The organism is Gordonia bronchialis DSM 43247, from assembly GCF_000024785.1.
Classification (GTDB): Bacteria; Actinomycetota; Actinomycetes; order Mycobacteriales; family Mycobacteriaceae; genus Gordonia; species Gordonia bronchialis.
Genome location: NC_013441.1, coordinates 3,471,180 through 3,493,724 on the forward strand (window position 1 = coordinate 3,471,180; position 22,545 = coordinate 3,493,724).

Below are 22,545 nucleotides of genomic sequence, written 5' to 3' on the forward strand. Positions count from 1 at the left end.
TCACATCTCACCCTAGTGACGGCACTCTGCTCGGTCCTCATACTTTCGGGGGAAATCGGGGTGACTCCCGGGTATCGCCGACGCCGGCCGGGTTCACCGGATCGCTGATGGGCATGTCGGTCCGGCGGGCGATCCGTGCGGGTGCCTGAGCTTTCTAGCGTCTCTGGGCATGGTCACCCGAGAACGATTGAGAAGAACGATCTTTCCTGCCCTGTCTGACTCCACTGCTGCTGTCACCGTCGCACTGGCTGTCGCTGTCTCCCTCATCCTGTCCGGCGGGCCGGCGCGCGCGACGACGCCGTCGCTCGACTCGCCGACCGCGACAATGCGATACGACGCGGGACCGCAGGCGACCACACCCTACGGGGCGGTGATCGTCGCGCTGACCGGTCCCCGCCCGGCCGATGCCCGCGCGCTCCTGCCCGATTCGTTCCACCACGAGCTCGGCTACCGCCCGCCTGTCGTAGACGGTTATCCGGTCGACCCCACCGGCGACTGCTCGTCACCCGTCCCACTGCCGGATCGCTTCACGATTCTTTGTGCCACACATGATTTCGGCTATGACGTCCTACGCGCCGCTGCGCACCAGGGGACACCACTGGGTCCGTGGGCGCGATTCGCCCTCGACCGCATGCTCATCGAGCGAATGCGCGCGAGTTGCAACGAGCCCGTCGGAACCTGTGTTGCCGCCGCCCAGACGGCGCGAATCGCGTTGGCGTGGAACAGCTGGCGACAACGTGGCGGCCCTCCGATCGCCGGCGAGGGCATCGGTGCCCTGATCTCGACGAGCGCCGAACGCGCCGTCGAGAGCGTCGGTGCCACGGCGCAGAAATGGTGGACGACGATCGGCCGGGGCTTCCGGTGATGCGGCAGATCCCCGTCCCGCATCCGGCGATCACCGTGTCGGCCGTTCTCGGGTACCTCGTCGCACTGTTCCCGGGAACCCTGCCGCGCACCGCCGTGGTCAGCGGAGTGTTCACCACCGCGCTGGTGGTCATCGCGGCTGTCGTCGGATGTCTGGTGGTCGCGACAGGTCACCGTCGCGCCGGGTACGCCGCGCGGCTGCGGTGGGCGGGTGCGGGCGGCGTCGTCGTTCTCGCCGCCGTTGCGCTTGCGGGCCACCGGCAGGTGACGTTGAGTGCGGATCTCGGGGTTCCGGCGCCCGGAATTGCTTGGTACGTGGCCGTTCTCGTCGTACCCGCGATGACGGCGACCGGTGTGGTTCGGATGCCGCGGATGGTCGGCGTCATCGCGGCTGCCGGCGCGCTCGCCCTCGGCCTGATCCCCGCCGGTGCCCATGCCACACCGAGCCGTCCCGGCGATCAGCAGGTTCTGCTGGGTTCCCTCGGTCCGGCGGATTTCGACGCCGAGGCCCGCGATGTCGTCGCCCGTTGGGTCGAGTCAGGCGGAATGGGTCGACGGGCGGTGGTGATCGCGGTACCGACCGGCTCCGGATGGGTCGACACCTCGGCTGTGGGCGGCTTTCGCACGCGGTTCGGCGACGGCGTGACGATCCTGAGCCTGCCCTACAGTGACATGTCGTCGTGGCGGGCCTTCGTCTCCGACCGATCAGCCGCCGGCCGCTCCGCGGTGGCGCTGGCCGAGCAGCTGGCACGCGCAGTGGAACATCAAGCGCGCCAACACCGTCCACAGGTGTTTCTCTACGGCCAGAGCCTGGGCGCGATCGGCGCCGACGAGGCCCGCCGCCACCTCGAGACCCGACATCGCGGCGTGCTCACCGGCACCGTCCTGGTCGCTCCGCCGGAGGGCAGCGTCGCCACGTCGTCGGCGACCCCGCGGTCGGTGGTGGTCAACCGGAGCGATCCCGTGACGCGCTGGTCATTACGGTCGATGTGGCGCGCGCCCTCGGAACCGGACGGAACGGTGCACACCGGTCGCCCGGCCACGAGCGCCCCCTGGGTGCCGTTACTGAGCTTCCTGCAGACCAGTGTCGACCTACTCGGCGCGCTCGACGGACCCGCCGGTACCGGACACCGTTACGGGAGCGATCAGGTGGCGATCCCGGACGGGTGATCGCAGGTCAGCCGATCGGGCCGCGCGCCGCCTCGTAGGATGCGCCGATCCGGTAGAGCCGATCATCGGCGAGGGCGGGCGCCATGATCTGCAGCCCCACCGGCTGTCCGTCATCGGCCGAGAGACCCGACGGGACCGACATGGCGCCGATCCCGGCCAGGTTGACCGGCAGGGTGCACAGGTCGAACAGGTACATGGCGAGCGGGTCATCGACCTTCTCCCCCAACGGGAATGCCGTGGTGGGGGTGGTCGGCGAGACCAGTACGTCGACCTTCTCGAAGGCGGCGGTGAAGTCGCGGGAGATCAGCGTACGCACCTTCTGTGCCTGGCCGTAGTACGCGTCGTAGTAACCCGAGGACAACGCGTAGGTGCCGATCATGATGCGGCGCTTGACTTCTGGGCCGAATCCCTGGTCGCGGGTCATCGCCATGACCTCTTCGGCGCTGTGGTGGCCGTCGTCGCCGACGCGCAACCCGTAGCGCATGGCGTCGAAGCGCGCGAGGTTACTCGACACCTCCGACGGCAGGATCAGGTAGTAGGCGCCCAGCGCGTAGGTGAAGTGCGGGCAGCTGACCTCGATCACCTCGGCGCCGCGATCGGTGAGTACCTGCACCGCGTTGCGGAAGGATTCCAGCACACCGGGCTGATATCCCTCGCCCTGGAGTTCGGTGACCACGCCGATGCGGACCCCGGTGAGATCCTGTTCGGCCCCGGCGCGCGCGGCCGCCACGACGTCGGGCACAGGGGTGTCGATGGAGGTGGAGTCGCGGGCGTCGTGTCCGGCGATCACCTCGTGCAGCAGCGCGGTGTCCAGGACGGTCCGCCCACACGGGCCACCCTGATCCAGCGACGACGCACACGCGACGAGCCCGTAGCGCGACACGGTTCCGTAGGTGGGTTTGACGCCGACGGTGGCGGTCACCGCCGCCGGTTGCCGGATGGAGCCGCCGGTATCGGTACCGATGGCCAGCGGCGCCTGATAGGACGCGAGCGCGGCCGCGCTGCCGCCACCCGAACCACCGGGGACGCGCGAGGTGTCCCACGGGTTGCGGGTCACCTGATAGGCCGAGTTCTCCGTCGACGAGCCCATGGCGAACTCATCCATGTTGGTCTTGCCCAGGATCGGGATACCAGCCGCGCGCAGACGCTCGGTGACCGCCGCGTCGTACGGGGGTACCCAGCCCTCGAGGATCTTGGAACCGCAGGTGGTGGGCGCGTCGACGGTGGTGAAGACGTCCTTGAGCGCGATCGGTACACCGGCGAGGGCCGACGGGGCCTCCCCGGCCGCGATCGCGTCATCGGCGGCCTTGGCGGCCACGAGTGCTTCGGCACCGCTGACATGCAGGAACGCGCCGAGCTGATCGTCGATCTCGGCGATCCGGTCGAGATGGGCCTGCGTCACCTCGACCGAGGACAGTTCACGCGCGGCGATCTTGCCGGCGAGTTCGGCGGCGGACAGCCCGGTGATGTCATTGGCGGAGCGGGGTTCGCTCACTGTTCCTCCCCCAGGATCTGCGGCACGGCGAAACGGTCCTGCTCGACGGCCGGCGCGCCGGACAGCGCCTGCTCGGTCGTCAGTCCGGGGACGACGACGTCGGGGCGCAGCACGTTGGCGAGTTCGGCGGGGTGCGCGGTGCCGGGCACGTCGTCGGCGGCAACCTCCGACACCTGGGCGACGTGGGTGAGGATCGAGTCGAGTTGCTCGGCGTACACGTCGAGTTCGTCGGGGGTCAGATCCAGCCGCGACAGTCGCGCGAGATGCGCGACCTCCTCGCGGGAAATGGACTTCGGTTCACCGGACACCGGATCATCCTTTCTCACCGTCGGCGAAAACTGCCGTCCTTCAGCCTATGGGAACCCCGCGGCGTCGCTCACCTCAGCCACCGGTTGGTGGTGTCAGTCCCTGGTGTAGAACTCCAGCGCGATGTTGTCGGGATCACGAAAATTGAGCGCCCACCCGAACACTCCGTGCACCGGTTCCGAGCGTGTCACCCCGTGTGCGTCGAGCACTGCGAGCCACTGCGTGAGCGCGGCGTGGTCGGCCACCGCGAAGCCCACATGGTCCAGTCCGACGCGCCGTTCGTCGAATTCCCCGTCGATGGCCGAATCACCGTGCGCGACAAAGCTGATCGGTACGCAGTCGGGTCGCGACATCAACGCCCGGTGCAGGCCGCCGTCGTCGGAGCGCATCACCTCGGCGAACCCGAGAACGCGGTGATACCACTCGAGACTCACATCGAGATCCGACACCGTGAGTGTCAAGTGGTGCAGTCCGGACATGGGAGGATGATCACTCACGCCTCGACGGTAACTCGATACGCATCCGTCATCGACGAGTGCGAGAATGTCGCACGTGTCGTACCTGCTGCGGGTGTATCTCCAGGACCGGCCGGGCAGTCTGGGACTGCTCGCCGTGCAACTCGGCTCGGTGGGAGCCGACATCCTGTCCCTCGAGGTCGTCGAACGCGGTGACGGTTACGCGGTCGACGACCTGGTGGTCGATGTCGCTCCCGGCGCTTTGCCCGACAGTCTGATCACGGCCGCCGAGAAGGTGAAGGGTGTCCGCGTGGACTCGATCCGTCCCTATGCGGGCGTGCTCGACACTCACCGCGAACTCGAACTGGTCGACCGGGTCGCCACCGGTGACACCGATCGCCTGCAGATCCTGGTGGACAACGCCCCACGAGTCCTGCGGGTGTCGTGGGCGATGGTGCTGACGAGGGGCGGCAGCGGAGTGCTGCGGTTGTTCGGTTCCTCCGGCGCACCGGAGACCCCCCTGACCCGGGCCGACTGGCTCCCCGTCGAGCACGCCACCCAGCTCGATCCCGACGGCGACTGGGTCCCCGACGCGTGGCGTGAGGCGGATACCCGGATGGCCGCCGCACCCCTGGGATCGGGGACGAAGGCCATCCTGCTCGGCCGGGCCGGTGGGCCCGATTTCCGGCCGTCGGAGATCGCGCGACTGGGTTACCTCGCCGGGATCGTCAGCACGGTGCTGCGGGCCGACTGACGACATCCCTACTCGCGGATCGTCATCCGCGCCACACGGTCGCCGTCGACGGCGTAGATGAAGGTGGACGGACCGTTGAATCCGTCGCCGCCGACATCGGCGATCACTGTGGTGACATCACCTTCGCTCCGAGTCGAGGTGACCTCCAGCGTCAGTTTCTTGCCGATGTACTCGTTGTTGCTCCACTCGGTGATCTCGGCTGGGCCGGTGAATACCCGGCCCCAGTCGTCGACCACGCCGTCCGGCGTGAAACTCGCGAGGAATGCCTCGAGGTCGCCCGCGTTGGTGGCGTCCACCGACGCCTGCACCGGGGACGGAACTTCGTAGACCATGATTTCTCCTTCAGTGCCGTGGGGATCTCGGACGCTTCGCCTCACCGCGTGGTGTAACCACCGTTGGCGAAGAGTGTCTGGCCGGTGATCCACCCGCCGTCGGTGCACAGGAATGTCGCGATCGGTGCGATGTCCTCGATGGCCGTCAGTCGGTTGCCGAGCGCCTGCGACTTGTGGAACTCCACCCGCTCCGGCGTCTCTTGCGGGTAGAAGAACGGGGTGTCCATCGGACCCGGTGCGATGCTGTTGACCCTGATGCCACGATCGGCGAACTCCTTGGACGCGGCGCGGGTGAAGTGCTCCACCGGGCTCTTTCCCCGGCGTATGTCGCATAGCCGTCGGTGTACGCGGCCAGCAGCGAGGTGACGATGGTGATGATCGTGGCATCGTCGTTGCACCGCTTACCCGCCTCCTGCAAGAAGAAGAAGGCCGCCTTGGAGTTGATCGCGAACATGTCGTCGTACTCGTCTTCGGTGGTCTCGACAATCGGCTTGCGCAGCACCTTGCCCACCGTGTTGATCGCGATGTCGACACCGCCGAAGGCGTCCACGGCCTGGTCGAAGAGTGTCGTGACGTTGACCGGAAGCGTGAGATCACCTTGCACGAGAATCGCTTTCGTCCCGAGTTCGGCGATCGCGGCCTGTGTCTTCTCGGCGTCCGCGCGCGAACTGTCGCTGTTGTAGTGCACGGCGACATCGGCGCCGAGACCCGCCAGCCTGGTTGAGATCAGGCCACCGAGGTTCTTGGCGCCGGCAGCGACCACCGCGGTCTTTCCGGCCAGCGGGGTCTCGTGATTGGTCGGGGAGTTCGTCTGTGTGGTGTCTGTCTGAGTCATCGTCATCCTTTCGTCGTCCGGTTGTCCCAAACGTATGGGCAGGTTGATACAAGTTCAAACGAACATAAGTGGATCTTCTACACATCAGCTTTGTCTATGCTGGTCGGGTGAGCACCACCCCGATCCCCGAGCCACCACTCGACACGCGACGACTCCAGCAATTCGTCGCCGTGGCCGAAGAACCGACGCTCAGCGACGCCGCCGCTCGCACGTTCGTGACCCAGCAGGCGCTGTCGGCGGCGATCCGCACCCTCGAACGCGAACTCGGAGTCGAGCTGTTCGATCGATCGCGGCGCCAGCTCGCACTGACCGACGCGGGTCGCAGCCTCTACGCGGGTGCACGGTCGCTCCTGGCCGGCGCCGCCGGTCTGGCTCGTGACGTCCGACAATCAGCGGCCGGTACCCCGGACCCGTTCGTGATCGGCCACTCACCCGCACTGACCGGCGGCGAGGTCTACGACATCATCGGTGCCGGCCTCGACCGCCATGGCGACTGCGCGGTGACCGCACGGCAACTCTTTCCGGCAGCGTTCCGCGACGAGCTCCTCGACGGTTCGGTGGATCTGGTGTTGAGACGCGGCGTGGCGACGCCGCCGGGTCTCGCGTCGGCGATCGTCACCTATCACCGCCTCCGGGTCGCCGTCGGCATCCGCCATCCCCTGGCCGGCAACCGAGGTCTGACGATGCCGCAGATCGCGTCGTACCCGATCATGGTCTGGGCCCCCGAGCATCAGTCGTTCTACACCGACTTCCTCGTAGCGCATTGCCGCCGTAGTGGATTCGAGCCCGAGTTGCGAGTCGACCCGATCCAGGGCACACCACCGTCGACGGCGGTCCTGCGTGACGACGAGGTCTGCGCATTCGTCACCGAACCGGCCGGACCGCTCCACCGCGGGCGCGCGGTGGTCATCGAGCTCGATCCGGCACCACTGGTTCCTGTTCAGGCACTGTGGATTCCGCACACCGAGTCCGTATTTCGAGCCGCTCTGCTACAGATGGATTCATGACCGAGATCATTCTCGTCCAGGGCGACATCACCGCCGAGTCGGTCGATGCCGTCGTCAATGCAGCCAACTCGTCGCTCCTCGGTGGCGGGGGTGTCGACGGCGCGATCCACCGGCGCGGTGGACCGCGAATCCTCGCCGAATGCAAGGAGTTACGGGCGACACGGTTCCCCGAGGGACTACCCGCCGGACAGGCCGTGGCCACCACCGCCGGTGACCTCGACGCCCGGTGGGTCATCCACACCGTCGGGCCCGTGTACGCGAAGTCACCGGACCGGTCGTCAACACTGATCTCCTGCTATCGCGAATCTCTCCGTCTCGCAGACGAACTCGGGGCGACGACGGTTGCCTTCCCGGCGATCTCGACCGGCGTCTACGGGTGGCCCATCGACGACGGCGCCCGCAAAGCGGTCGACACCGTCCGCGATGCGGACACCTCGGTCACCGAGGTGCGATTCGTGTTGTTCGACGCCACCACCTACCGCGCCTTTGAAGAAGCACTCGGCTCAGACCGATCCTCGGATGCGCCAACCATTTCCGCTGCTGACGTGCGACGAGCGCAACGCCCCCGACGCCCACCCCACGCTCCCTGAGGGTGAACTCCGAACTGACGCAGCCAAGTCGGATTCACCGGCGCAGGCCAGGGTGGCCTCGTCGGTATTCCGGCCTGCGACAGCGCTGGTTCGATGCCCGGGCGGTACATCCACGTGTCACCAAAATCGCTGTCTCACCGCCTCTTCGGTGCTGCTGAAAGTGGGGAAAAGAAACTCTTCCTCCTGCATTCAGTTCGTCCTCCGTCTGCAACCGGCGGACGAACTCAATGCAGGAGGAAGAACATCGTCCACGCAGTCAGACCCGGGAAACCCGATCGTTCAGTCGATACCGGGATCACCGGTCTCGAGCAGTCTCTTGAACGCGTCTTCGTCGAGAACGGGCACCCCGAGTTGCTCGGCCTTGGCCGCTTTGCTGCCTGGCGACTCACCGATCACCACATAATCGGTCTTCTTCGACACCGAGCCCGAGGCCTTTCCGCCGCGCTGCAGGATCGCCTCCTTGGCGCCGTCCCGAGAGAAGTCCTCGAGAGAACCGGTGACGACGATAGTCTTGCCCTCCAGGGTCCGCACGATCGAATCGTCACGCTCGTCCTCCATGGAAACCCCGGCGGCACGCCACTTCTCGACGATCTCCCGGTGCCAGTCGACGGCAAACCAGTCGTGGATGCTCTGCGCGAGGGTCATGCCGAGTCCCTCGACCCCGGCGAGTTGCTCCACGTCGGCGTCTTCGATCGCATTCAGCGAACCGAATTCGGTGGCCAGTGCCCGCGCGGCGGTCGGCCCGACGTGACGGATCGACAACCCCACCAGCACCCGCCACAACGGCACCTGCTTCGCGTTCTCCAGGTTCGCCAGCAGCCGTTTACCGTTGGCCGACAACGCGCCTGCCTTGGTGGTGAACAGGTCGGTGCGCGCGAGGTCGTCGGCGGTCAGCGAGAACAGGTCGCCCTCATTGGTGATGACCTTCGCATTCAGCAGCGCGGTCGCCGCCTCATAGCCCAGTGCCTCGATGTCGAAGGAGCCGCGGCCCGCGAGATGGAACAACCGCTCCCGCAACTGCGCGGGACAGGTTTCCTGATTGGGACAACGGATGTCGACGTCGCTGTCCTTCTCCGGCCGAAGGGGCGCACCGCATTCCGGGCATCTGTCCGGCATCACGAACGCGCGTTCGGTGCCGTCGCGAAGGTCGACGACCGGTCCGAGGACCTCGGGGATGACGTCGCCGGCTTTGCGAATGGTCACGGTGTCACCGATCAGCACCCCCTTACGTTTCACCTCGGACTCGTTGTGCAGAGTGGCGCGCGAGACCGTCGAGCCGGCGACGAGGACCGGCGCGAGTACGGCGAACGGGGTGACCCGTCCGGTGCGCCCGACGCCGACCTGGATGTCGAGGAGTTCGGTGGTCGCCTCCTCCGGCGGGTATTTGTAGGCGATGGCCCACCGCGGCGCGCGCGAGGTGGCGCCCAATCGTCGTTGCACGCTGACGTCGTCGGCCTTCACCACGATGCCGTCGATCTCGTGTTCGACGTCGTGGCGGTGTTCGCCCCAGTACCCGATCTTCTCGAGGATCTCATCGGCACCAGGCACCTTGGTCGTGTGCGTGGACACCGGCAGACCCCAGGCGCCCAGTGCCAGGTAGGCATCGTGCAGTGACGCCGGGCGCCAGCCCTCGGTGTGGCCGATGCCGTGGCAGATCATCCGCAATCGGCGCCGGGCGGTGATCTGCGGATTCTTCTGCCGCAACGACCCCGCCGCGGAGTTGCGCGGATTCGCGAACGGCGCCTTGCCGTCGGCGACGAGGGACGCGTTGAGTGCCTCGAAGTCCTCGACCCGGAAGAAGACCTCGCCGCGCACCTCCAGCACGTCGGGGATCGGGTACTCGTCGGAGGCCGTGAGACGTTGTGGCACATCGTCGATGGTCCGGGCGTTGAGGGTGACGTCCTCGCCGGTGCGGCCGTCACCACGGGTGACACCGCGCACCAGCACACCTTTCTCGTAGACCAGGGCCAGCGCCACGCCGTCGATCTTCAGCTCGCACAGGAACTCCACCGATGTCCCCGCGTCGGCGTTCACCCGCTCGACCCAGGTGCGCATCTCGTCGTAGTCGAAGACGTTGTCCAGCGACATCATTCGCTCGAGATGGTCGACCGGGGTGAATGCGGTGGAGAATCCGCCGCCGACGAGTTTGGTGGGCGAATCGGGCGCCGCCAACTCCGGATGAGCGTCCTCGAGGTCCTGCAGGCGGCGCAGCAGGGCGTCGAACTCGCCGTCGGTGATGACCGGCGAATCCTTCACGTAGTAGCGGAATTGGTGCTCGCGGATCTCGTCGGCGAGCGTCGACCACTGTTCGCGGAGGTCGGCGCTGATGTCCTGGTGCTCGGAGCTGTCTGCCACGATGTGAGCCTATCGAAGGGTACCGACCGAAATGGCCGGGCGACTTCCACATTGCACCGCGGTCGACGATGATGGAGACCGCACACACGGAGGATGATCAATCGTGGACGAACCGGAACCGGCCGCAACACACCGCCTGCTGGTGGGCGACCGCGTCGTTCCGCGCGAACGACACCGCGAGCACTGCACCTCCACGTCCTGGCGCGATCCCGATTGGTGGCTGTGCGACCGCGCCACCGGACACGACGGCCCACACGCCTGTGTCTCGCTTTCCGGGTTGGTTCTGGCGACCTGGGCGGACGGTGACTTCGACACGCTGTTGACCGACGCCGACCCGAGGATCTGACGCATGCCCCACCCGATCATGTTCGACGACGACGATCCGTATCTGATCCGGGTACGAGAAATCGCGTTGGCACTTCCGGAGGCGACCGAGGTCGTCGCGCACGGACGTCCGACGTTCCGGTGCGGCAAGATGTTCGCCAACTACGGCGGCGGTGAGAAGGGCACCAAGGTGCGCCACGACCAGTCGATCCTGTTCATCCCCGACGACTCCGAACGTCAAGCGCTCGAGGAGGATTCGAGATTCTTCGTCCCGGCCTACCTGGGTGCCTACGGCTGGCTGGGGCTCCTTCTGGACGACGCGACCGACTGGACCGAGGTTGCCGAGCTACTCGACGCGAGTTACCGGCAGATCGCACCGAAACGCGCCATCGCCGAACTCGACACACGCTGAGGACGCGGCAGCGACGCTCAGAGAGCGTCGGGATCGCTGCCGAGGAGGTGTCCGGCCTGTGCGCAGATGGCCAGGGCACGCTTGGCCCAGGTTTCCGAGGCGCCCGCCAGCCCACACGTCGGGGTGACGATCACGTTCTGCGCCAACACCTTCCGATCGAGACCGATGCGGTCGGTGAGCGTTGCGAGAGCAGCGGCCACGGTGTCGGCGTGGGCGTGGCGATCCTCACCGACGGCCGGGACGATCCCGGCGAGCAGCGTGTCGCCGCGGTCGATCAGCTCGCCGATGCCGTCGAGGTCGGCCGCACTCGGGGCGGTCACGTCCGCCGACAGCGCCACGCCGGGCAGGCGGGACAGGAGATCCCAGCGCGGGGTGCCGCAGTCGTGCAGGACCGCCCGCCGGCCGATCACGTCGATCAACTGCGCGAGTGCTTCGGCCACTTCGACGACAGGAATCGCATCGAGCACGTCGAATCGCGTCAACGGCCGGACTGTTCCGTCGATGACCGAACCGATCATCGGCTCGTCGAGTTGCACGATCACCTGCGCACCCAGTCGCCGGGTCACCTCGGCGGCGAGCTCACGCACCCCTTCCGCGCACGAGGCGATCAGGTCGCGCACCGCTCCGCGATCACGCAGGACCTTGTGTCCGGTGCGCAGCTCCACCGACGCCGCGAGCGTGAACGGACCGGCCACCGCCACCTTGAACGGCTTCCCGGAGCCAACGAAACCCGCTGTCTCCCAGATCTCTTCGGCCATGTCGAGATCCTCGTGCAACAGATCGGCAGCCCGGCGCGTCAGTCGGGAGGGCCGCGCCGACAGGCGGTAACCCTGGGTTGCGGTGTCCATCGGGAGGTCGACGAGGACCGCGGCCATCCTGCCGATCATGTCGGCGCCGAGTCCGCGGGCGGGCAGTTCGACGAGATGGGCGAAGTCGAGTTCGCCGTGCACGATCGCCGCGGCGTCGCGGGCATCGGTGCCGGGCATCGATCCCACTCCGGAGCCGACGCCGCCGGGTAGGCCGGGCACCGGCGTCGCGTCGGTCACCGAGTGCTCGGCGCGACGGCGCCTCGCGCGCTGGTGGCCGCGATGCGACCGCAACCGAGCACCAGATCGCCGCGCTGTGCATCGGGCAGATACAGCACAGCCGCCTGGCCGCGAGCGACCCCGGTCAGCGGTTCGGTGAGCTCGATCTCGATGCCGGGCTCGCCGTCGCGATCCACCGGTGTCGCCCGGGCGGGTGCGAGACCGCCATGCGCGCGGACCTGGACCACGCAGTCGACGGGGCCGTCGGGTGTGTGTCCCGAGGTCCACACCGCCCGGCGCGCCGAGATCGACCAGACCTCGAGGTCGGCGGCCGTCCCGACGGTGACCGTGCCGGAATCGGGGTCGATGTCGGTGACGTACCGCGGTTTGCCGTCGGCGGCTGGCGCATCGATGCCGAGACCCTTGCGCTGTCCGATGGTGAAGCCGTGCACGCCTTCATGATCGGCGAGCCGGTCACCGGTCGCGGCGTCGACCACCGCTCCCGGACGCAGGCCGATCCGGGCACCCAGGAAGGCCCGGGTGTCGCCACTCGGGATGAAGCAGATGTCGTGGGAGTCCGGCTTGTTGGCGACCGACAGTCCGCGGCGGGCGGCCTCGGCGCGGATCTCCGGCTTCGGGGTGTCCCCGACCGGGAACATCGCGCGGCCCAGTTGCTTCCGGGTCAGCACCGCGAGCACATAGGACTGGTCCTTGTCGGCGTCGACCGCGCGGCGTAACTCGCCGTCGGCCAGGCGCGCGTAGTGACCCGTCGCGAGGGCGTCGAAGCCGAGTGCGACGGCCTTCTCCGCCAGCGCGGCGAACTTGACCTTCTCGTTGCAGGTGAGGCACGGGTTGGGGGTCTGGCCGGCGGCGTAGGCAGCGACGAACTCGTCGATCACGTCGTCCTTGAACCGGTCGGCGAAATCCCAGACGTAGAACGGGATACCGAGGACGTCGGCGGCGCGGCGCGCGTCCGAGGCGTCCTCGCGGGAACAACACCCGCGCGACCCGGTGCGCAGCGCACCCGGGGCGGTCGAGAGCGCCAGGTGCACGCCGACGACGTCATGTCCGGCCTCGACGGCGCGTGCGGCCGCGACCGCGGAGTCGACGCCGCCGCTCATGGCTGCCAGTACCCGCATCAGCGCACCTCGTCGGAGATCGAATGAGCCGACCCACTCGGGACCGACACCAGACCCGCAGCGCGCGCCCGGTCGACGACCTCGTCGATCACCTCGGCGACGGCATCGATGTCGGCGTCGGTGGTCGACGGCGCCAGCGAGAAACGCAGCGACGAACGGGCATCGGCCATGTCCAGACCCATGGCCAGCAGTACGTGGCTGGCCTGGGCGACCCCGGCGGTGCACGCCGACCCGGTGGAACACTCGACACCTTTGGCGTCGAGGAGCATCAGCAGCGAATCACCTTCGCATCCGGCGAAGGAGACGTGCACGTTACCGGGCAGCCGGCCCGCTCCCCCGTCGCTGAGTGGAGCCCCGTTGAGCGTGGTGCCGTCGATCTCGAGGAGCCGCTCGGTCAGGCGCGCCTGCAGACGACGCAGGTGATCGGTGTGTGCGTCGAGGTTCGCCACGCACCACCGCAGCGCGGCGGCCATTCCGGCCGCCCCGGCCACGTTCTGGGTGCCGGAGCGCACGTCGCGTTCATGCCCGCCGCCGTGCAGGAGGGGGACGCAGGCGACCTCGCGTCCGAGCAGCAGCACACCGGTGCCCTGGGGGCCGCCGAACTTGTGTGCCGCCATGCTCAGTGCGGCGAGCCCGCTCGTCGCGAAGTCGACGGGGACATGCCCGACGGCCTGCACGGCGTCGGAGTGTACGGGGACCCCGAACTCGGCACCGAGGGCCGCGAGCGCGGTGATCGGCTCGATGCTGCCGACCTCATTGTTGGCCCACATCACCGAAATGAGAGCGGTCTGCTCGGCGTGCTCCTCGAGTTCGGCACGCAGATCGGCAGCCGACACCATGCCGTACTCGTCGACGGGCAGGATCACCAGCTCGGCGCCGGACTCGTCGGCCAGCCACTGGGCAGGATCGAGGACGGCGTGGTGTTCCACCGCGGACACGATGATCCGGCGGCGCCGGTCGTCGTCGGCGCGACGCGCCCAGTAGATTCCCTTGACCGCCAGGTTGTCCGCCTCGGTTCCGCCGCTGGTGAAGATCACCTCCGACGGCCGGGCCCCCACGGAGTCGGCGATGGATTCGCGCGCCTCTTCCAGACGCCGCCGCGCCCAGCGTCCGGAACCGTGGAGCGACGACGGGTTGCCCGTGTGGCCGAAGACGTCGGTCATCGCCTCGATCGCGACCGGCACCATCGTGGTGGAGGCGGCGTGGTCGAGGTAGACGGGGGTGCGGGAGGGCATGGACATCGCTAACCAGGATAGACGCGTGTGCGGTGCCGACAAACTCGTCGCGGACGGCGCCGGCCGGGGCCATGCGGATCGGCGGTCAGGGACGCTCGAGATAGAAGTAGAAGTGGCGGCCGTCGACGACGCCACCCTTGCCGTTCATGATGCCCATCACGGTGGTGTCATCGACCCGCTTGAAGTGGTCGATCACCGGCTGGCCGTCATAGACCATCGACGCCGTCACCTCACCGCGGAACTCGACGGCCCACAGGCTGGCCTCGCCTTTGCCGAGCTTCTGGTTGGAGTACAGCTTTCCGTCCTCGTCACGGCACACCAGGGGTTGTACCTCGTTGCGGGAGACAAAGGTCTTGCCGTACCAGCGCGCCTTGGTGAGCATGCCGTTGATGGCGTGCCCGGTGACGAACTCCCCGCCCTTCCACGCGCCGAGCATCTCCTCGGGACGCAGGGTGTCCAGTCCGGCCCAGACCGCGTCGAGCACGGCGTCGTCGACGAGTCCGTCCACGGCGCGCAGCTCGGCGAACGTGGCGCGCGCCTCGTCCCGGCTCATGGTGGTGGTGCTGGTCATCACATGCCTCCTCGAAGTCGATGCGGTCTAGCCGCCATCGACAAAAATATATGAGGAAACATGCGATGTCACTTTCCCGGGTGGCCGGGCGATTCACGCGGCGAGCGCGACCTCCGGTGACGAGCCGTACCCGGCGACCATGCGCTCACAGCGCAGAGCGAGTTCGCGCCGGTCGCCCTCGCCGGGCAGCTGGGCCTCGTACAAGCGGATCGTCACGGTCAGGCCACGCGTTCGCAGTACCCGGCGCAGCGTGTCGAGCGGCTCGTCGTCGCCGATGAAGCTGGCGGCCGTCGACGTGGCGCCGGCGCAGGTGAACGTCAGCCGGACCGGGATCACGGGTACCCGCGCGTCGATCGCGGCCTGGAAGAACGCCGGCCGGAACGAGCCCATCGTCTGTCCGCAGCGGGTGGTTCCCTCGGGGAACACGGCCACGGTGGCGTCGTGGTGGAGCCGGTCCACAGCGGCGCCGACGGCGTCGGGCAGGCGGCGCAGCGAACCGCGCTCGATGGGGATGATGCCGATCCGGCGGGCGATCGACGACACCACCGGCATGCTCGCGACCTCGGACTTGGCGACGAACTGCGCGGGGTGCACCGAGGCGAGCGCGACAACGTCGAGGAAGGAGATGTGGTTGGCGACCAGCAGGCCGCGGGTCTCGCCGGCGAAGGGGCGCCGGTCGTCGATGCTGATGGTGGTACCGATCGCGGCGAGGATCATCTTCGACGCCCGGCGGAGGAACCGCCGGCGCACGAGGCGGGGCATCGGCACGATCACCAGCGCGCAGGTGGCCAGCAGCGCGATGACGAGAACGAGTCGAATCAGCCTGAGTATCACCACCATTCGCCCCGCGGTGGCGTTCGCTTCGATGCAGCCGGCCGCACACGGACTGATCGGGAACCACGGGTGGTGATCGAGCCCGAGGTTCACCGCCGGCCGCGACGGCACGCAGACCGCGTCCTCGGGGTGCGCAACCGAGACCGGGGTGGTCACGACTTCGCTCCGAGCCGGCGAATGCTGGCGCACAAGCGGTCCAGGTACCGCGCGTTGGCTCCCTGGCGGTCCAGGACGGTGAGGAAGTCGGCGGCGTCGAACTCCGGATCGACGGCCGGCTCGCCGCAGACCCGGGCGCCGAGGCGCAGATAGCCGCGCATGAGGGCCGGGATCGCGGCCGCCTGGGCGGGTTCGACGTCATCGAGGGCCGTCTGGTCGACACGTGGTCGCTCATGCGGATACACCCGCCAGCGGTCCTCGCGATGACGGTCCAGCAGCATGTCGCGGATCGAGCGCAGCGCGCGGCCACGATCGTGCGGGGCCTCCCCCGGCGCGCTCAGCGGTACCGACACACACCCCAGCAGGTAGCGGTGGCCACCCGTCTCCAGGTAGTCGAGCAGTGCCGCCCACATGAGTGCGGTGACCGTTCCCGACCGATGGGCGGTGGCCACGCACGCCCGGCCCATCTCGACGGTCGACGACGCGATCGGGCCCAGCTCGGTCAGATCGAATTCACCCGACCCGTACCAACCACCCGCGGCGATGGCTCGGGCCGGTGGCAGCAGGCGCGCGCAGCCGACGACGCCGTCGGTGTCGTGGCGGACGATGAGGTGTTGGCAGAAGGCGTCGAAGCGGTCGGCGTCCCGGCCGGTGATCGGGTCGCCGATCGTGTCCGAGAAGCCGGGTTCGTCGGCGAACACCCGATAGCGCAGGCGTTGCGCGTCGACGATGTCGTCCGGATCGTCGGATACCACGATGCGGATGTCTCCGGCGGTGAGCACGGTGGTGGGCACGGCCACGCGGGCGGTGCCGACCCGGGAAACGAACTGCATGGTGTTCATGACCCGAACTAAATCGGCACCGTCGGTCATCGCGGCTACCGTGCCGTGTCATGTCGGGGCAGCTTGGGTGAACTCGCCTCGACGGGCATGAACGTCCGGCGAACGGCCCCGCAAAGACCGATGACCCCCGGCCGGGAAGCCGGGGGTCATCGGGGTACGAGCGTCACTTGCGCTTCTTGACCTCTTCGGTCAGCTGCGGGGCGACGTTGAACAGGTCGCCAACCACACCGAAGTCGGAGATCTCGAAGATCGGGGCCTCTTCGTCCTTGTTGACGGCCACGATCGTCTTCGAGGTCTGCATGCCGGCGCGGTGCTGGATCGCGCCGGAGATGCCGAGCGCGACGTAGAGCTGCGGCGAGACGGTCTTGCCGGTCTGACCGACCTGGAACTGGCCCGGGTAGTAGCCCGAGTCGACCGCGGCGCGCGAGGCACCCACGGCCGCACCGAGCGAGTCGGCGAGTTCCTCGACGACCGAGAACTTCTCGGCCGAACCCACACCGCGACCACCCGACACGACGATCGAGGCCTCGGTGAGCTCCGGACGGTCGCCGCCGACGTTCGGCTCGACCTTGGTGATCTTCACGCCACCCTCCTGGGCGGGCACCTCGACGTCGACCCGCTCGCCGGCACCGGCCTGCGGAGCCGCCTCGACGCCACCCGGGCGGACCGAGAAGATCGGGGTGTCGCCCTTGGCCTTGGCGTCGACGGTGAAGGCGCCACCGAAGATCGAGTGGATGCCCACGGCACCCTCCTTGATCTCGATGACGTCGGCGAGCACACCCGAACCGAGGCGCACGCCGAGACGACCGGCGATCTCCTTGCCATCGGCGGTCGCCGCGACGACGATGCCGGCCGGCGAGACGTCCTCGGCGATCGACGCGAGCACGTCGACCTTGGGGGTGATCAGGTAGTTGGCCGCGTCGTCGGATTCGGCGACGTAGATCTTCTCCGCACCGGCCTCCTTGAGGCCGTCGAGGATGCCGTCGGCCGAGCCGGGCTTGCCGACCACGACGGCCGACGGGGTGCCCAGCGCGCGGGCGGCGGTGATGAGTTCGCTGGTGACCTTCTTCAGGGCGCCTTCGGCGTCCTGCTCGGTGAGCACGAGTACTTCTGCCATTGTCCTAAGTCTCCTGAATGTCTAGGGGTTGCCGGGATGTACGTGGAGTCGCTGAAGATGATCTGCTAGATGATCTTCTGGGACACCAGGTACTCGGCGACCTTGGTGCCACCGTCGCCCTCGTCGGTGACGCGCTCGCCCGCGGTCTTCGGCGGCTTCGGAGTGGAGGCGGTGACGGTGGTGCCGGCGTTCTCGAGGCCCACGTCGCTCGGCTCGACGTCGATGTCCGCCAGCGTGAGAACGCTGACTTCCTTCTTCTTCGCGGCCATGATGCCCTTGAAGGACGGGAAGCGCGGTTCGTTTATCTTCTCGTTGACGCTGACGATGGCCGGCAGTTCGGCTTCGATGTGGTAGATGCCGTCGTCGGTCTCCCGCTCGCCGGTGAGCTTCTCGCCCTCCAGCGTCAGCTTGCGCAGATGCGTCAGGTGCGGCAGCTCGAGGTACTCGGCGATCATGGCCGGGATCGCGCCGACGCGACCGTCGGTAGCCTCGTTACCGGCGATGACCAGTTCGACACCCTCGACCGTGCCGAGAGCACGCGCGAGAACGTAGGCCGTCTGCACCGCGTCCGAGCCGTGCATCAGGTCGTCCTTGATGTGGATGGCCTTGTCGGCACCCATCGACAGCGCCTTGCGGATCGCCTCGGTGGCCCGCTCGGGTCCTGCGGCAAGCACCGTGACCTCGCCACCGTCGGCCTCTTTGATCTTGAGGGCCTCTTCCACGGCGCGCTCGTTGATCTCGTCGAGCACGGCGTCGGCGGCCTCGCGGTCCAGGGTGTAGTCACCATCGGAGAGCTTGCGCTCGGACCACGTGTCGGGCACCTGCTTGATCAGAACGACAATGTTTGTCATGGGTCTTCGTCGACCTCCTGCATCGGGTTCGCACACCTTACCGATGGGTAAGGTGCGATCGGTCTCTCCCACTTTAGCGTCTACTATCCTCCCGCTAAACATCGACTACCTCACATAATGCTCACCGGAACGTGCGTTCGGTCGGTCCCGTTGTCCCCCTCGCCCCACAGGTGGCACCGGAGCCATGCCCTAGTGTCGTGTGGATGACCGACCAGGATCGGACCCTCGCGGACCTTCCGGCCGACGTGCAGCTCGCACTCACCGGTGAGCGAACCGTGCCCGGGATCCCCGCGGAGAACTACTGGTTTCGCCGCCACGAGGTGGCCTACCAGCACATACTCGACCGCTGCGCGGGTCGCGACATCCTCGAGGCAGGCTCCGGCGAAGGGTACGGCGCGGCCATGCTCGCCGAGGTAGCGGCTTCGGTGACATGCGTCGACTACGACGAGAGCGCCGTCGAACACACCCGGCGGCGCTACGCCGGGCTCGTGGTGCACCAGGCCAATCTGATCGACCTGCCGCTGGCCGACGCATCGGTGGACACCGTGGTCAACTTCCAGGTGATCGAGCACCTGTGGGATCAGCCCGCGTTCATCACCGAATGCCGGCGCGTCCTGCGGCCCGGCGGCGAGTTGCTCATCTCGACGCCCAATCGGATCACCTTCTCCCCCGGACGCGACACCCCGCTCAACCCCTTCCACACCCGCGAGCTGTCGGCGGCCGAACTCACCGAACTACTCATCGAGGGCGGCTTCGCGGTCACCGCGATGCTCGGCGTCTGGCATGGCGCCCGGCTGCGCGATCTCGACCGGCGATGGGGCGGGTCGATCATCGACGCCCAGATCGAGCGCGCTCTCGCCGGCGTCGACTGGCCCGACGAGCTGACCGCCGACGTCGCCGCGATCACCGCAGCCGACTTCGACGTCGTCGAGGCAACCGGCGACAACCCCGACATCGACACCTCACTCGACCTGTTCGCCATCGCAGTCCGGATCTGACACGTGAGCTTCTCTGACGATTCGGCCGTGCCCGGCCAGTTCACCCTGGTCCTGCACTCCCACCTGCCCTGGCTGGCCAATCACGGCCGCTGGCCGGTCGGTGAGGAGTGGCTGTATCAGTCGTGGGCCGCGTCGTATCTGCCCGTCGTCGAGGTGCTGAATCGCTTGGCCGACGACGGTTTTCACGACCAGCTGTCCCTCGGCATCACCCCGGTGCTGGCCGCCCAGCTCGACGACCCGCACTGCTGCGCCTCGATGCACACGTGGCTGGCCGACTGGCAGCTGCGGGCGTGCGCGGCCACAGCGTCGCCCGATCCGGTCCGGGCCGAGGCCGGCCGGCGCGAATTCGTCGCGGCGGCAACGGCTCTCGACGACTTCGAGACGCGGTGGCGGCACGGCGCGGCCCCGGTGATCCGGGCGCTGGCCGGTGCCGGGGTGATCGAGGTGCTCGGCGGACCGCTGGCCCATCCGTTCGCCCCGCTGCTCGACCCCCGTCTGCGGCGGTTCTCGCTCTCGGAGGGGCTTGCCGACGCCCGGGCACGCTGGGGATTCGACCCGGCGGGCATCTGGGCACCGGAATGCGCGTTCGCCCCCGGGATGGAGGACGAGTACCAGCGGGCCGGGGTGCGGCACTTCATGGTCGACGGCCCGACGCTGCACGGCGACACCGCTCTCGGCCGGCCCGTCGGCGACACCGACGTCGTCGCCTACGGGCGCGACCTCAGCGTCAGCTATCGGGTGTGGTCGCCGAAGTCGGGCTATCCCGGGCACGCCGCCTACCGCGACTTCCACACCTACGACCACGAGACCGGGTTAAAGAGTTCCCGGGTGACCGGACGGTCGGTGCCCGGTGACGCCAAGAAGCCCTACGACCCCGACCGCGTCGACGCCGTCATCGACCGGCACGTCGACGACTTCGTCGATCATGTGCGGCGTCGTCTGCAGGCGGAGTCCGAGCGCATCGGCCGGCCCGCGCTAGTGGTGGCCGCCTTCGACACGGAACTGTTCGGACACTGGTGGTTCGAGGGTCCCCGCTGGCTGGAGCGGGTGCTGCGACGGCTGCCGGAGGCGGGTGTGCGCGTCGGCACCCTCGCGCAGGCAGCGCAGAACGGATTCGTCGGTGACGCGGTCACCCTGCCCGCGTCGTCGTGGGGGTCGGGCAAGGACTGGCGTGTCTGGGATGGCCCGCAGGTGCGGCATCTGGTCGACCTCAACGCGGAGGTCACCGAGACCGCGCTCGACACCGTCACCAAGCTGCTCGAGGGCGGCCGCGGCGAACGTCACCGCGTGGCCGATCAGATCCTGCGGGAAACGCTACTGACGGTGGCCTCGGACTGGCCGTTCATGGTCTCCAAGGACACCGCGGCGCATTACGCTGTGCAGCGGGCACACACACATGCGCACGCCACCCGGGAGATCTGCGACGCGGCGATGCGCGGGCGGGATGCCGACGCGGCCCGGCTGGCCGCGGGATGGCAGCGTGCGGACAACCTGTTCGCGGGACTGGATGCGCGTCGACTTCGGGTCACCGATTCCGGTGGGCGCGCAGGAAGAACGGGGGGCGACGGGTGAAGGTGCTGCTGGTCTCGTGGGAGTATCCGCCGGTGGTGGTCGGCGGCCTCGGCCGCCACGTCCATCATCTCGCCACCGGGCTGGCCGACGCCGGTCACGACGTCGTGGTCCTCACCCGCCGTCCGTCAGGCACCGACGCGGTGAGCCATCCGACCATCGACACCGTCGCCGAAGGTGTCCGCGTGGTGGCGGTCGCCGAGGACCCACCGGAGTTCGAATTCGGCGCCGACATGATGGCGTGGACGCTGGCGATGGGCCATTCGTTCATCCGGGCTGGGCTGAGAATCCTTGCCGGTGAACGTAACTCGCTGTCGTCGACGTGGACGCCGGACGTGGTGCACGCACACGACTGGCTGGTCGCACACCCCGCGATCACCCTTGCCGAGTTCTTCGACTGCCCACTGGTCACCACGATCCACGCCACCGAGGCCGGTCGGCACAGCGGATGGGTGAGTGGACGGACCAACCGGCAGGTGCACTCGGTGGAATGGTGGCTCGCCGCCGAATCCGACGCGATCATCACGTGCTCGGAATCGATGCGTGACGAGGTGTTCCGGTTGTTCGGCTCGGATGCGCAGCTCGCCGACATCCAGGTCATCCACAACGGCATCGACATCCGCACGTGGGCGTTCGCGCCGCGCGCGCCACGGACCGGCGCACCCGAGCTGCTGTTCGCCGGACGTCTCGAATACGAGAAGGGCGTGCAGGATCTGCTGGCCGCGCTGCCCCGCATCCGCCGCACCCATCCGGGCACGACACTCACCGTCGCCGGCACCGGCACCCAGCAGGAGTGGCTTCTGGAGCAGGCCCGACGACACCGCATCAGCAAGGCGGTCACCTTCCTCGGCGCGGTGGGCCACGACGAGCTGGTCACGCTGATGCACCGCTGCGACGCCATCGTGCTGCCCAGCCGCTACGAACCGTTCGGGATCGTCGCGCTGGAGGCCGCGGCGACCGGCGCGCCGCTGGTGGTGTCGACGGCCGGCGGACTGGGTGAGGCCGTCACCGAACCCACCACGGGTCTGACCTTCGCGCCCGCCGACGTCGCCGGACTCGCCACCGCCGTGCGTGCCACCCTCGGCGACCCGGGTGCCGCCGCCGAGCGAGCCCGCCGCGCACGAGCCCGCCTGACCGCCGAGTTCTCCTGGGCCGAGGTCGCCGAACGGACCGCAGGCGTCTACTTGGCCGCCAAACGGCGGGTGCGTCACCCCGTCGGCCGACCCCAGATCGTCGAACGGCCGCTCCCCGAACGGGATCCGTCGTCGGACTCCTGACCTCCGTGGTCAGCGCGCGGCCGGTGGGGACC

22 protein-coding genes and 2 pseudogenes are annotated in these 22,545 nt (G+C 68.3%); 10 read left to right on the forward strand and 14 right to left on the reverse strand.

Going from position 1 to position 22,545, the window contains the following annotated elements; all coding sequences use genetic code 11:
* The first annotated feature begins 169 nt into the window (after nt 1-169).
* Together GBRO_RS25785 and GBRO_RS16125 are read left to right on the forward strand one after the other, a co-directional pair.
* A complete protein-coding gene (locus tag GBRO_RS25785; RefSeq protein ID WP_012834961.1) occupies nt 170-865 on the forward strand; it encodes a hypothetical protein in 696 nt (231 codons plus the stop codon).
* Nucleotides 832-2,034 (forward strand): alpha/beta-hydrolase family protein, encoded by a 1,203-nt coding sequence (locus GBRO_RS16125; protein ID WP_052298290.1) that lies wholly within the window; start codon nt 832-834, stop codon nt 2,032-2,034. Before GBRO_RS25785 ends, GBRO_RS16125 begins: the two co-directional genes overlap by 34 nt.
* A gap of 7 nt (nt 2,035-2,041) precedes the next feature.
* Here the strand turns inward: GBRO_RS16125 and gatA are convergent, their stop codons facing one another.
* The 3 genes from gatA to GBRO_RS16140 form a co-directional block, all read right to left on the reverse strand.
* On the reverse strand, nt 2,042-3,529 hold the full coding sequence (gene gatA, locus GBRO_RS16130) for an Asp-tRNA(Asn)/Glu-tRNA(Gln) amidotransferase subunit GatA (protein ID WP_012834963.1): 1,488 nt from the start codon (nt 3,527-3,529) through the stop codon (nt 2,042-2,044).
* On the reverse strand, nt 3,526-3,837 hold the full coding sequence (gene gatC / locus GBRO_RS16135) for an Asp-tRNA(Asn)/Glu-tRNA(Gln) amidotransferase subunit GatC (RefSeq protein ID WP_012834964.1): 312 nt from the start codon (nt 3,835-3,837) through the stop codon (nt 3,526-3,528). Before gatC ends, gatA begins: the two co-directional genes overlap by 4 nt.
* 93 nt (nt 3,838-3,930) lie before the next feature.
* Nucleotides 3,931-4,332: a VOC family protein gene (locus tag GBRO_RS16140; protein WP_196775875.1), complete on the reverse strand. Its 402-nt coding sequence runs from the start codon at nt 4,330-4,332 to the stop codon at nt 3,931-3,933.
* 46 nt (nt 4,333-4,378) lie between these two features.
* Between GBRO_RS16140 and GBRO_RS16145 the strand changes: the two genes are divergently transcribed.
* Nucleotides 4,379-5,044 (forward strand): ACT domain-containing protein, encoded by a 666-nt coding sequence (locus GBRO_RS16145; RefSeq protein ID WP_012834966.1) that lies wholly within the window; start codon nt 4,379-4,381, stop codon nt 5,042-5,044.
* A gap of 8 nt (nt 5,045-5,052) precedes the next feature.
* Here GBRO_RS16145 and GBRO_RS16150 read toward each other — a convergent pair whose 3' ends face one another.
* Both GBRO_RS16150 and GBRO_RS16155 read right to left on the reverse strand, forming a co-directional pair.
* Complete coding sequence (locus tag GBRO_RS16150; protein WP_012834967.1) at nt 5,053-5,376, reverse strand: nuclear transport factor 2 family protein; 324 nt, start codon at nt 5,374-5,376, stop codon at nt 5,053-5,055.
* Nucleotides 5,377-5,417: 41 nt separating this feature from the next.
* Nucleotides 5,418-6,211, reverse strand: a pseudogene (locus tag GBRO_RS16155) (SDR family oxidoreductase).
* Nucleotides 6,212-6,318: 107 nt separating this feature from the next.
* Between GBRO_RS16155 and GBRO_RS16160 the strand changes: the two are divergent.
* Entirely contained in the window at nt 6,319-7,218 is a 900-nt protein-coding gene (locus tag GBRO_RS16160; RefSeq protein WP_012834969.1) for a LysR family transcriptional regulator, read from the forward strand.
* Nucleotides 7,215-7,718, forward strand: a pseudogene (locus GBRO_RS16165) (O-acetyl-ADP-ribose deacetylase); the annotation flags it as partial. The gene GBRO_RS16160 and the pseudogene GBRO_RS16165, both read left to right, overlap by 4 nt.
* A gap of 369 nt (nt 7,719-8,087) precedes the next feature.
* Here GBRO_RS16165 and ligA read toward each other — a convergent pair.
* Nucleotides 8,088-10,163: an NAD-dependent DNA ligase LigA gene (ligA, locus tag GBRO_RS16170; RefSeq protein WP_012834971.1), complete on the reverse strand. Its 2,076-nt coding sequence runs from the start codon at nt 10,161-10,163 to the stop codon at nt 8,088-8,090.
* A gap of 103 nt (nt 10,164-10,266) precedes the next feature.
* Here ligA and GBRO_RS16175 point away from each other — a divergent pair, with 103 nt between their 5' ends.
* Nucleotides 10,267-10,509 carry a hypothetical protein gene (locus GBRO_RS16175; RefSeq protein ID WP_012834972.1) on the forward strand — a complete coding sequence of 81 codons (243 nt, stop codon included), beginning with the start codon at nt 10,267-10,269 and terminating at the stop codon, nt 10,507-10,509.
* A 3-nt stretch (nt 10,510-10,512) separates the two neighbouring features.
* Nucleotides 10,513-10,899 (forward strand): MmcQ/YjbR family DNA-binding protein, encoded by a 387-nt coding sequence (locus GBRO_RS16180; RefSeq protein ID WP_012834973.1) that lies wholly within the window; start codon nt 10,513-10,515, stop codon nt 10,897-10,899.
* 17 nt (nt 10,900-10,916) lie between these two features.
* On the opposite strand, the gene GBRO_RS16185 is transcribed toward GBRO_RS16180, so the two are convergent.
* The 8 genes from GBRO_RS16185 to GBRO_RS16220 all read right to left on the reverse strand — a co-directional run bounded on the left by GBRO_RS16185 (nt 10,917) and on the right by GBRO_RS16220 (nt 18,669).
* Nucleotides 10,917-11,927: a uroporphyrinogen decarboxylase/cobalamine-independent methonine synthase family protein gene (locus GBRO_RS16185; protein WP_012834974.1), complete on the reverse strand. Its 1,011-nt coding sequence runs from the start codon at nt 11,925-11,927 to the stop codon at nt 10,917-10,919.
* A 14-nt stretch (nt 11,928-11,941) separates the two neighbouring features.
* Nucleotides 11,942-13,063 carry a tRNA 2-thiouridine(34) synthase MnmA gene (gene mnmA / locus GBRO_RS16190; protein WP_012834975.1) on the reverse strand — a complete coding sequence of 374 codons (1,122 nt, stop codon included), beginning with the start codon at nt 13,061-13,063 and terminating at the stop codon, nt 11,942-11,944.
* Complete coding sequence (locus tag GBRO_RS16195; protein WP_083775700.1) at nt 13,063-14,298, reverse strand: cysteine desulfurase family protein; 1,236 nt, start codon at nt 14,296-14,298, stop codon at nt 13,063-13,065. Before GBRO_RS16195 ends, mnmA begins: the two co-directional genes overlap by 1 nt.
* An 85-nt stretch (nt 14,299-14,383) precedes the next feature.
* Nucleotides 14,384-14,869, reverse strand: coding sequence for a DUF4334 domain-containing protein (locus GBRO_RS16200; RefSeq protein WP_012834977.1), 486 nt, complete (start codon nt 14,867-14,869; stop codon nt 14,384-14,386).
* Between the two features lie 93 nt (nt 14,870-14,962).
* A complete protein-coding gene (locus GBRO_RS16205; RefSeq protein WP_012834978.1) occupies nt 14,963-15,859 on the reverse strand; it encodes a lysophospholipid acyltransferase family protein in 897 nt (298 codons plus the stop codon).
* Nucleotides 15,856-16,731, reverse strand: coding sequence for a GNAT family N-acetyltransferase (locus GBRO_RS16210; RefSeq protein WP_012834979.1), 876 nt, complete (start codon nt 16,729-16,731; stop codon nt 15,856-15,858). Before GBRO_RS16210 ends, GBRO_RS16205 begins: the two co-directional genes overlap by 4 nt.
* A gap of 133 nt (nt 16,732-16,864) precedes the next feature.
* A complete protein-coding gene (locus tag GBRO_RS16215) occupies nt 16,865-17,818 on the reverse strand; it encodes an electron transfer flavoprotein subunit alpha/FixB family protein (protein ID WP_012834980.1) in 954 nt (317 codons plus the stop codon).
* Nucleotides 17,819-17,883: 65 nt separating this feature from the next.
* A complete protein-coding gene (locus GBRO_RS16220) occupies nt 17,884-18,669 on the reverse strand; it encodes an electron transfer flavoprotein subunit beta/FixA family protein (protein ID WP_012834981.1) in 786 nt (261 codons plus the stop codon).
* 203 nt (nt 18,670-18,872) lie between these two features.
* Between GBRO_RS16220 and GBRO_RS16225 the strand changes: the two genes are divergently transcribed.
* Genes GBRO_RS16225 through GBRO_RS16235 form a run of 3 tightly spaced genes read left to right on the forward strand, consistent with a single transcriptional unit; the run spans nt 18,873 to nt 22,513 of the window.
* Nucleotides 18,873-19,667 carry a class I SAM-dependent methyltransferase gene (locus tag GBRO_RS16225; protein ID WP_012834982.1) on the forward strand — a complete coding sequence of 265 codons (795 nt, stop codon included), beginning with the start codon at nt 18,873-18,875 and terminating at the stop codon, nt 19,665-19,667.
* 3 nt (nt 19,668-19,670) lie between these two features.
* Nucleotides 19,671-21,239, forward strand: coding sequence for a 1,4-alpha-glucan branching protein domain-containing protein (locus tag GBRO_RS16230; protein WP_012834983.1), 1,569 nt, complete (start codon nt 19,671-19,673; stop codon nt 21,237-21,239).
* Nucleotides 21,236-22,513 (forward strand): glycosyltransferase family 4 protein, encoded by a 1,278-nt coding sequence (locus GBRO_RS16235; RefSeq protein ID WP_012834984.1) that lies wholly within the window; start codon nt 21,236-21,238, stop codon nt 22,511-22,513. The genes GBRO_RS16230 and GBRO_RS16235 overlap by 4 nt, the downstream gene beginning before the upstream one ends.
* Nucleotides 22,514-22,545 lie beyond the last annotated feature (32 nt).

Bases quoted from the DNA above. Each gene is read 5' to 3' on its own strand.
- GBRO_RS25785 (WP_012834961.1), top strand. From the start codon at position 170: ATGGTCACCCGAGAACGATTGAGAAGAACGATCTTTCCTGCCCTGTCT.
- GBRO_RS16125 (WP_052298290.1), top strand. From the start codon at position 832: ATGGTGGACGACGATCGGCCGGGGCTTCCGGTGATGCGGCAGATCCCC.
- GBRO_RS16145 (WP_012834966.1), top strand. From the start codon at position 4,379: ATGTCGCACGTGTCGTACCTGCTGCGGGTGTATCTCCAGGACCGGCCG.
- GBRO_RS16150 (WP_012834967.1), bottom strand. From the start codon at position 5,376: ATGGTCTACGAAGTTCCGTCCCCGGTGCAGGCGTCGGTGGACGCCACC.
- GBRO_RS16180 (WP_012834973.1), top strand. From the start codon at position 10,513: ATGCCCCACCCGATCATGTTCGACGACGACGATCCGTATCTGATCCGG.
- mnmA (WP_012834975.1), bottom strand. From the start codon at position 13,063: ATGCGGGTACTGGCAGCCATGAGCGGCGGCGTCGACTCCGCGGTCGCG.
- GBRO_RS16195 (WP_083775700.1), bottom strand. From the start codon at position 14,298: ATGCCCTCCCGCACCCCCGTCTACCTCGACCACGCCGCCTCCACCACG.
- GBRO_RS16200 (WP_012834977.1), bottom strand. From the start codon at position 14,869: ATGACCAGCACCACCACCATGAGCCGGGACGAGGCGCGCGCCACGTTC.
- GBRO_RS16210 (WP_012834979.1), bottom strand. From the start codon at position 16,731: ATGACCGACGGTGCCGATTTAGTTCGGGTCATGAACACCATGCAGTTC.
- GBRO_RS16215 (WP_012834980.1), bottom strand. From the start codon at position 17,818: ATGGCAGAAGTACTCGTGCTCACCGAGCAGGACGCCGAAGGCGCCCTG.
- GBRO_RS16220 (WP_012834981.1), bottom strand. From the start codon at position 18,669: ATGACAAACATTGTCGTTCTGATCAAGCAGGTGCCCGACACGTGGTCC.
- GBRO_RS16225 (WP_012834982.1), top strand. From the start codon at position 18,873: ATGACCGACCAGGATCGGACCCTCGCGGACCTTCCGGCCGACGTGCAG.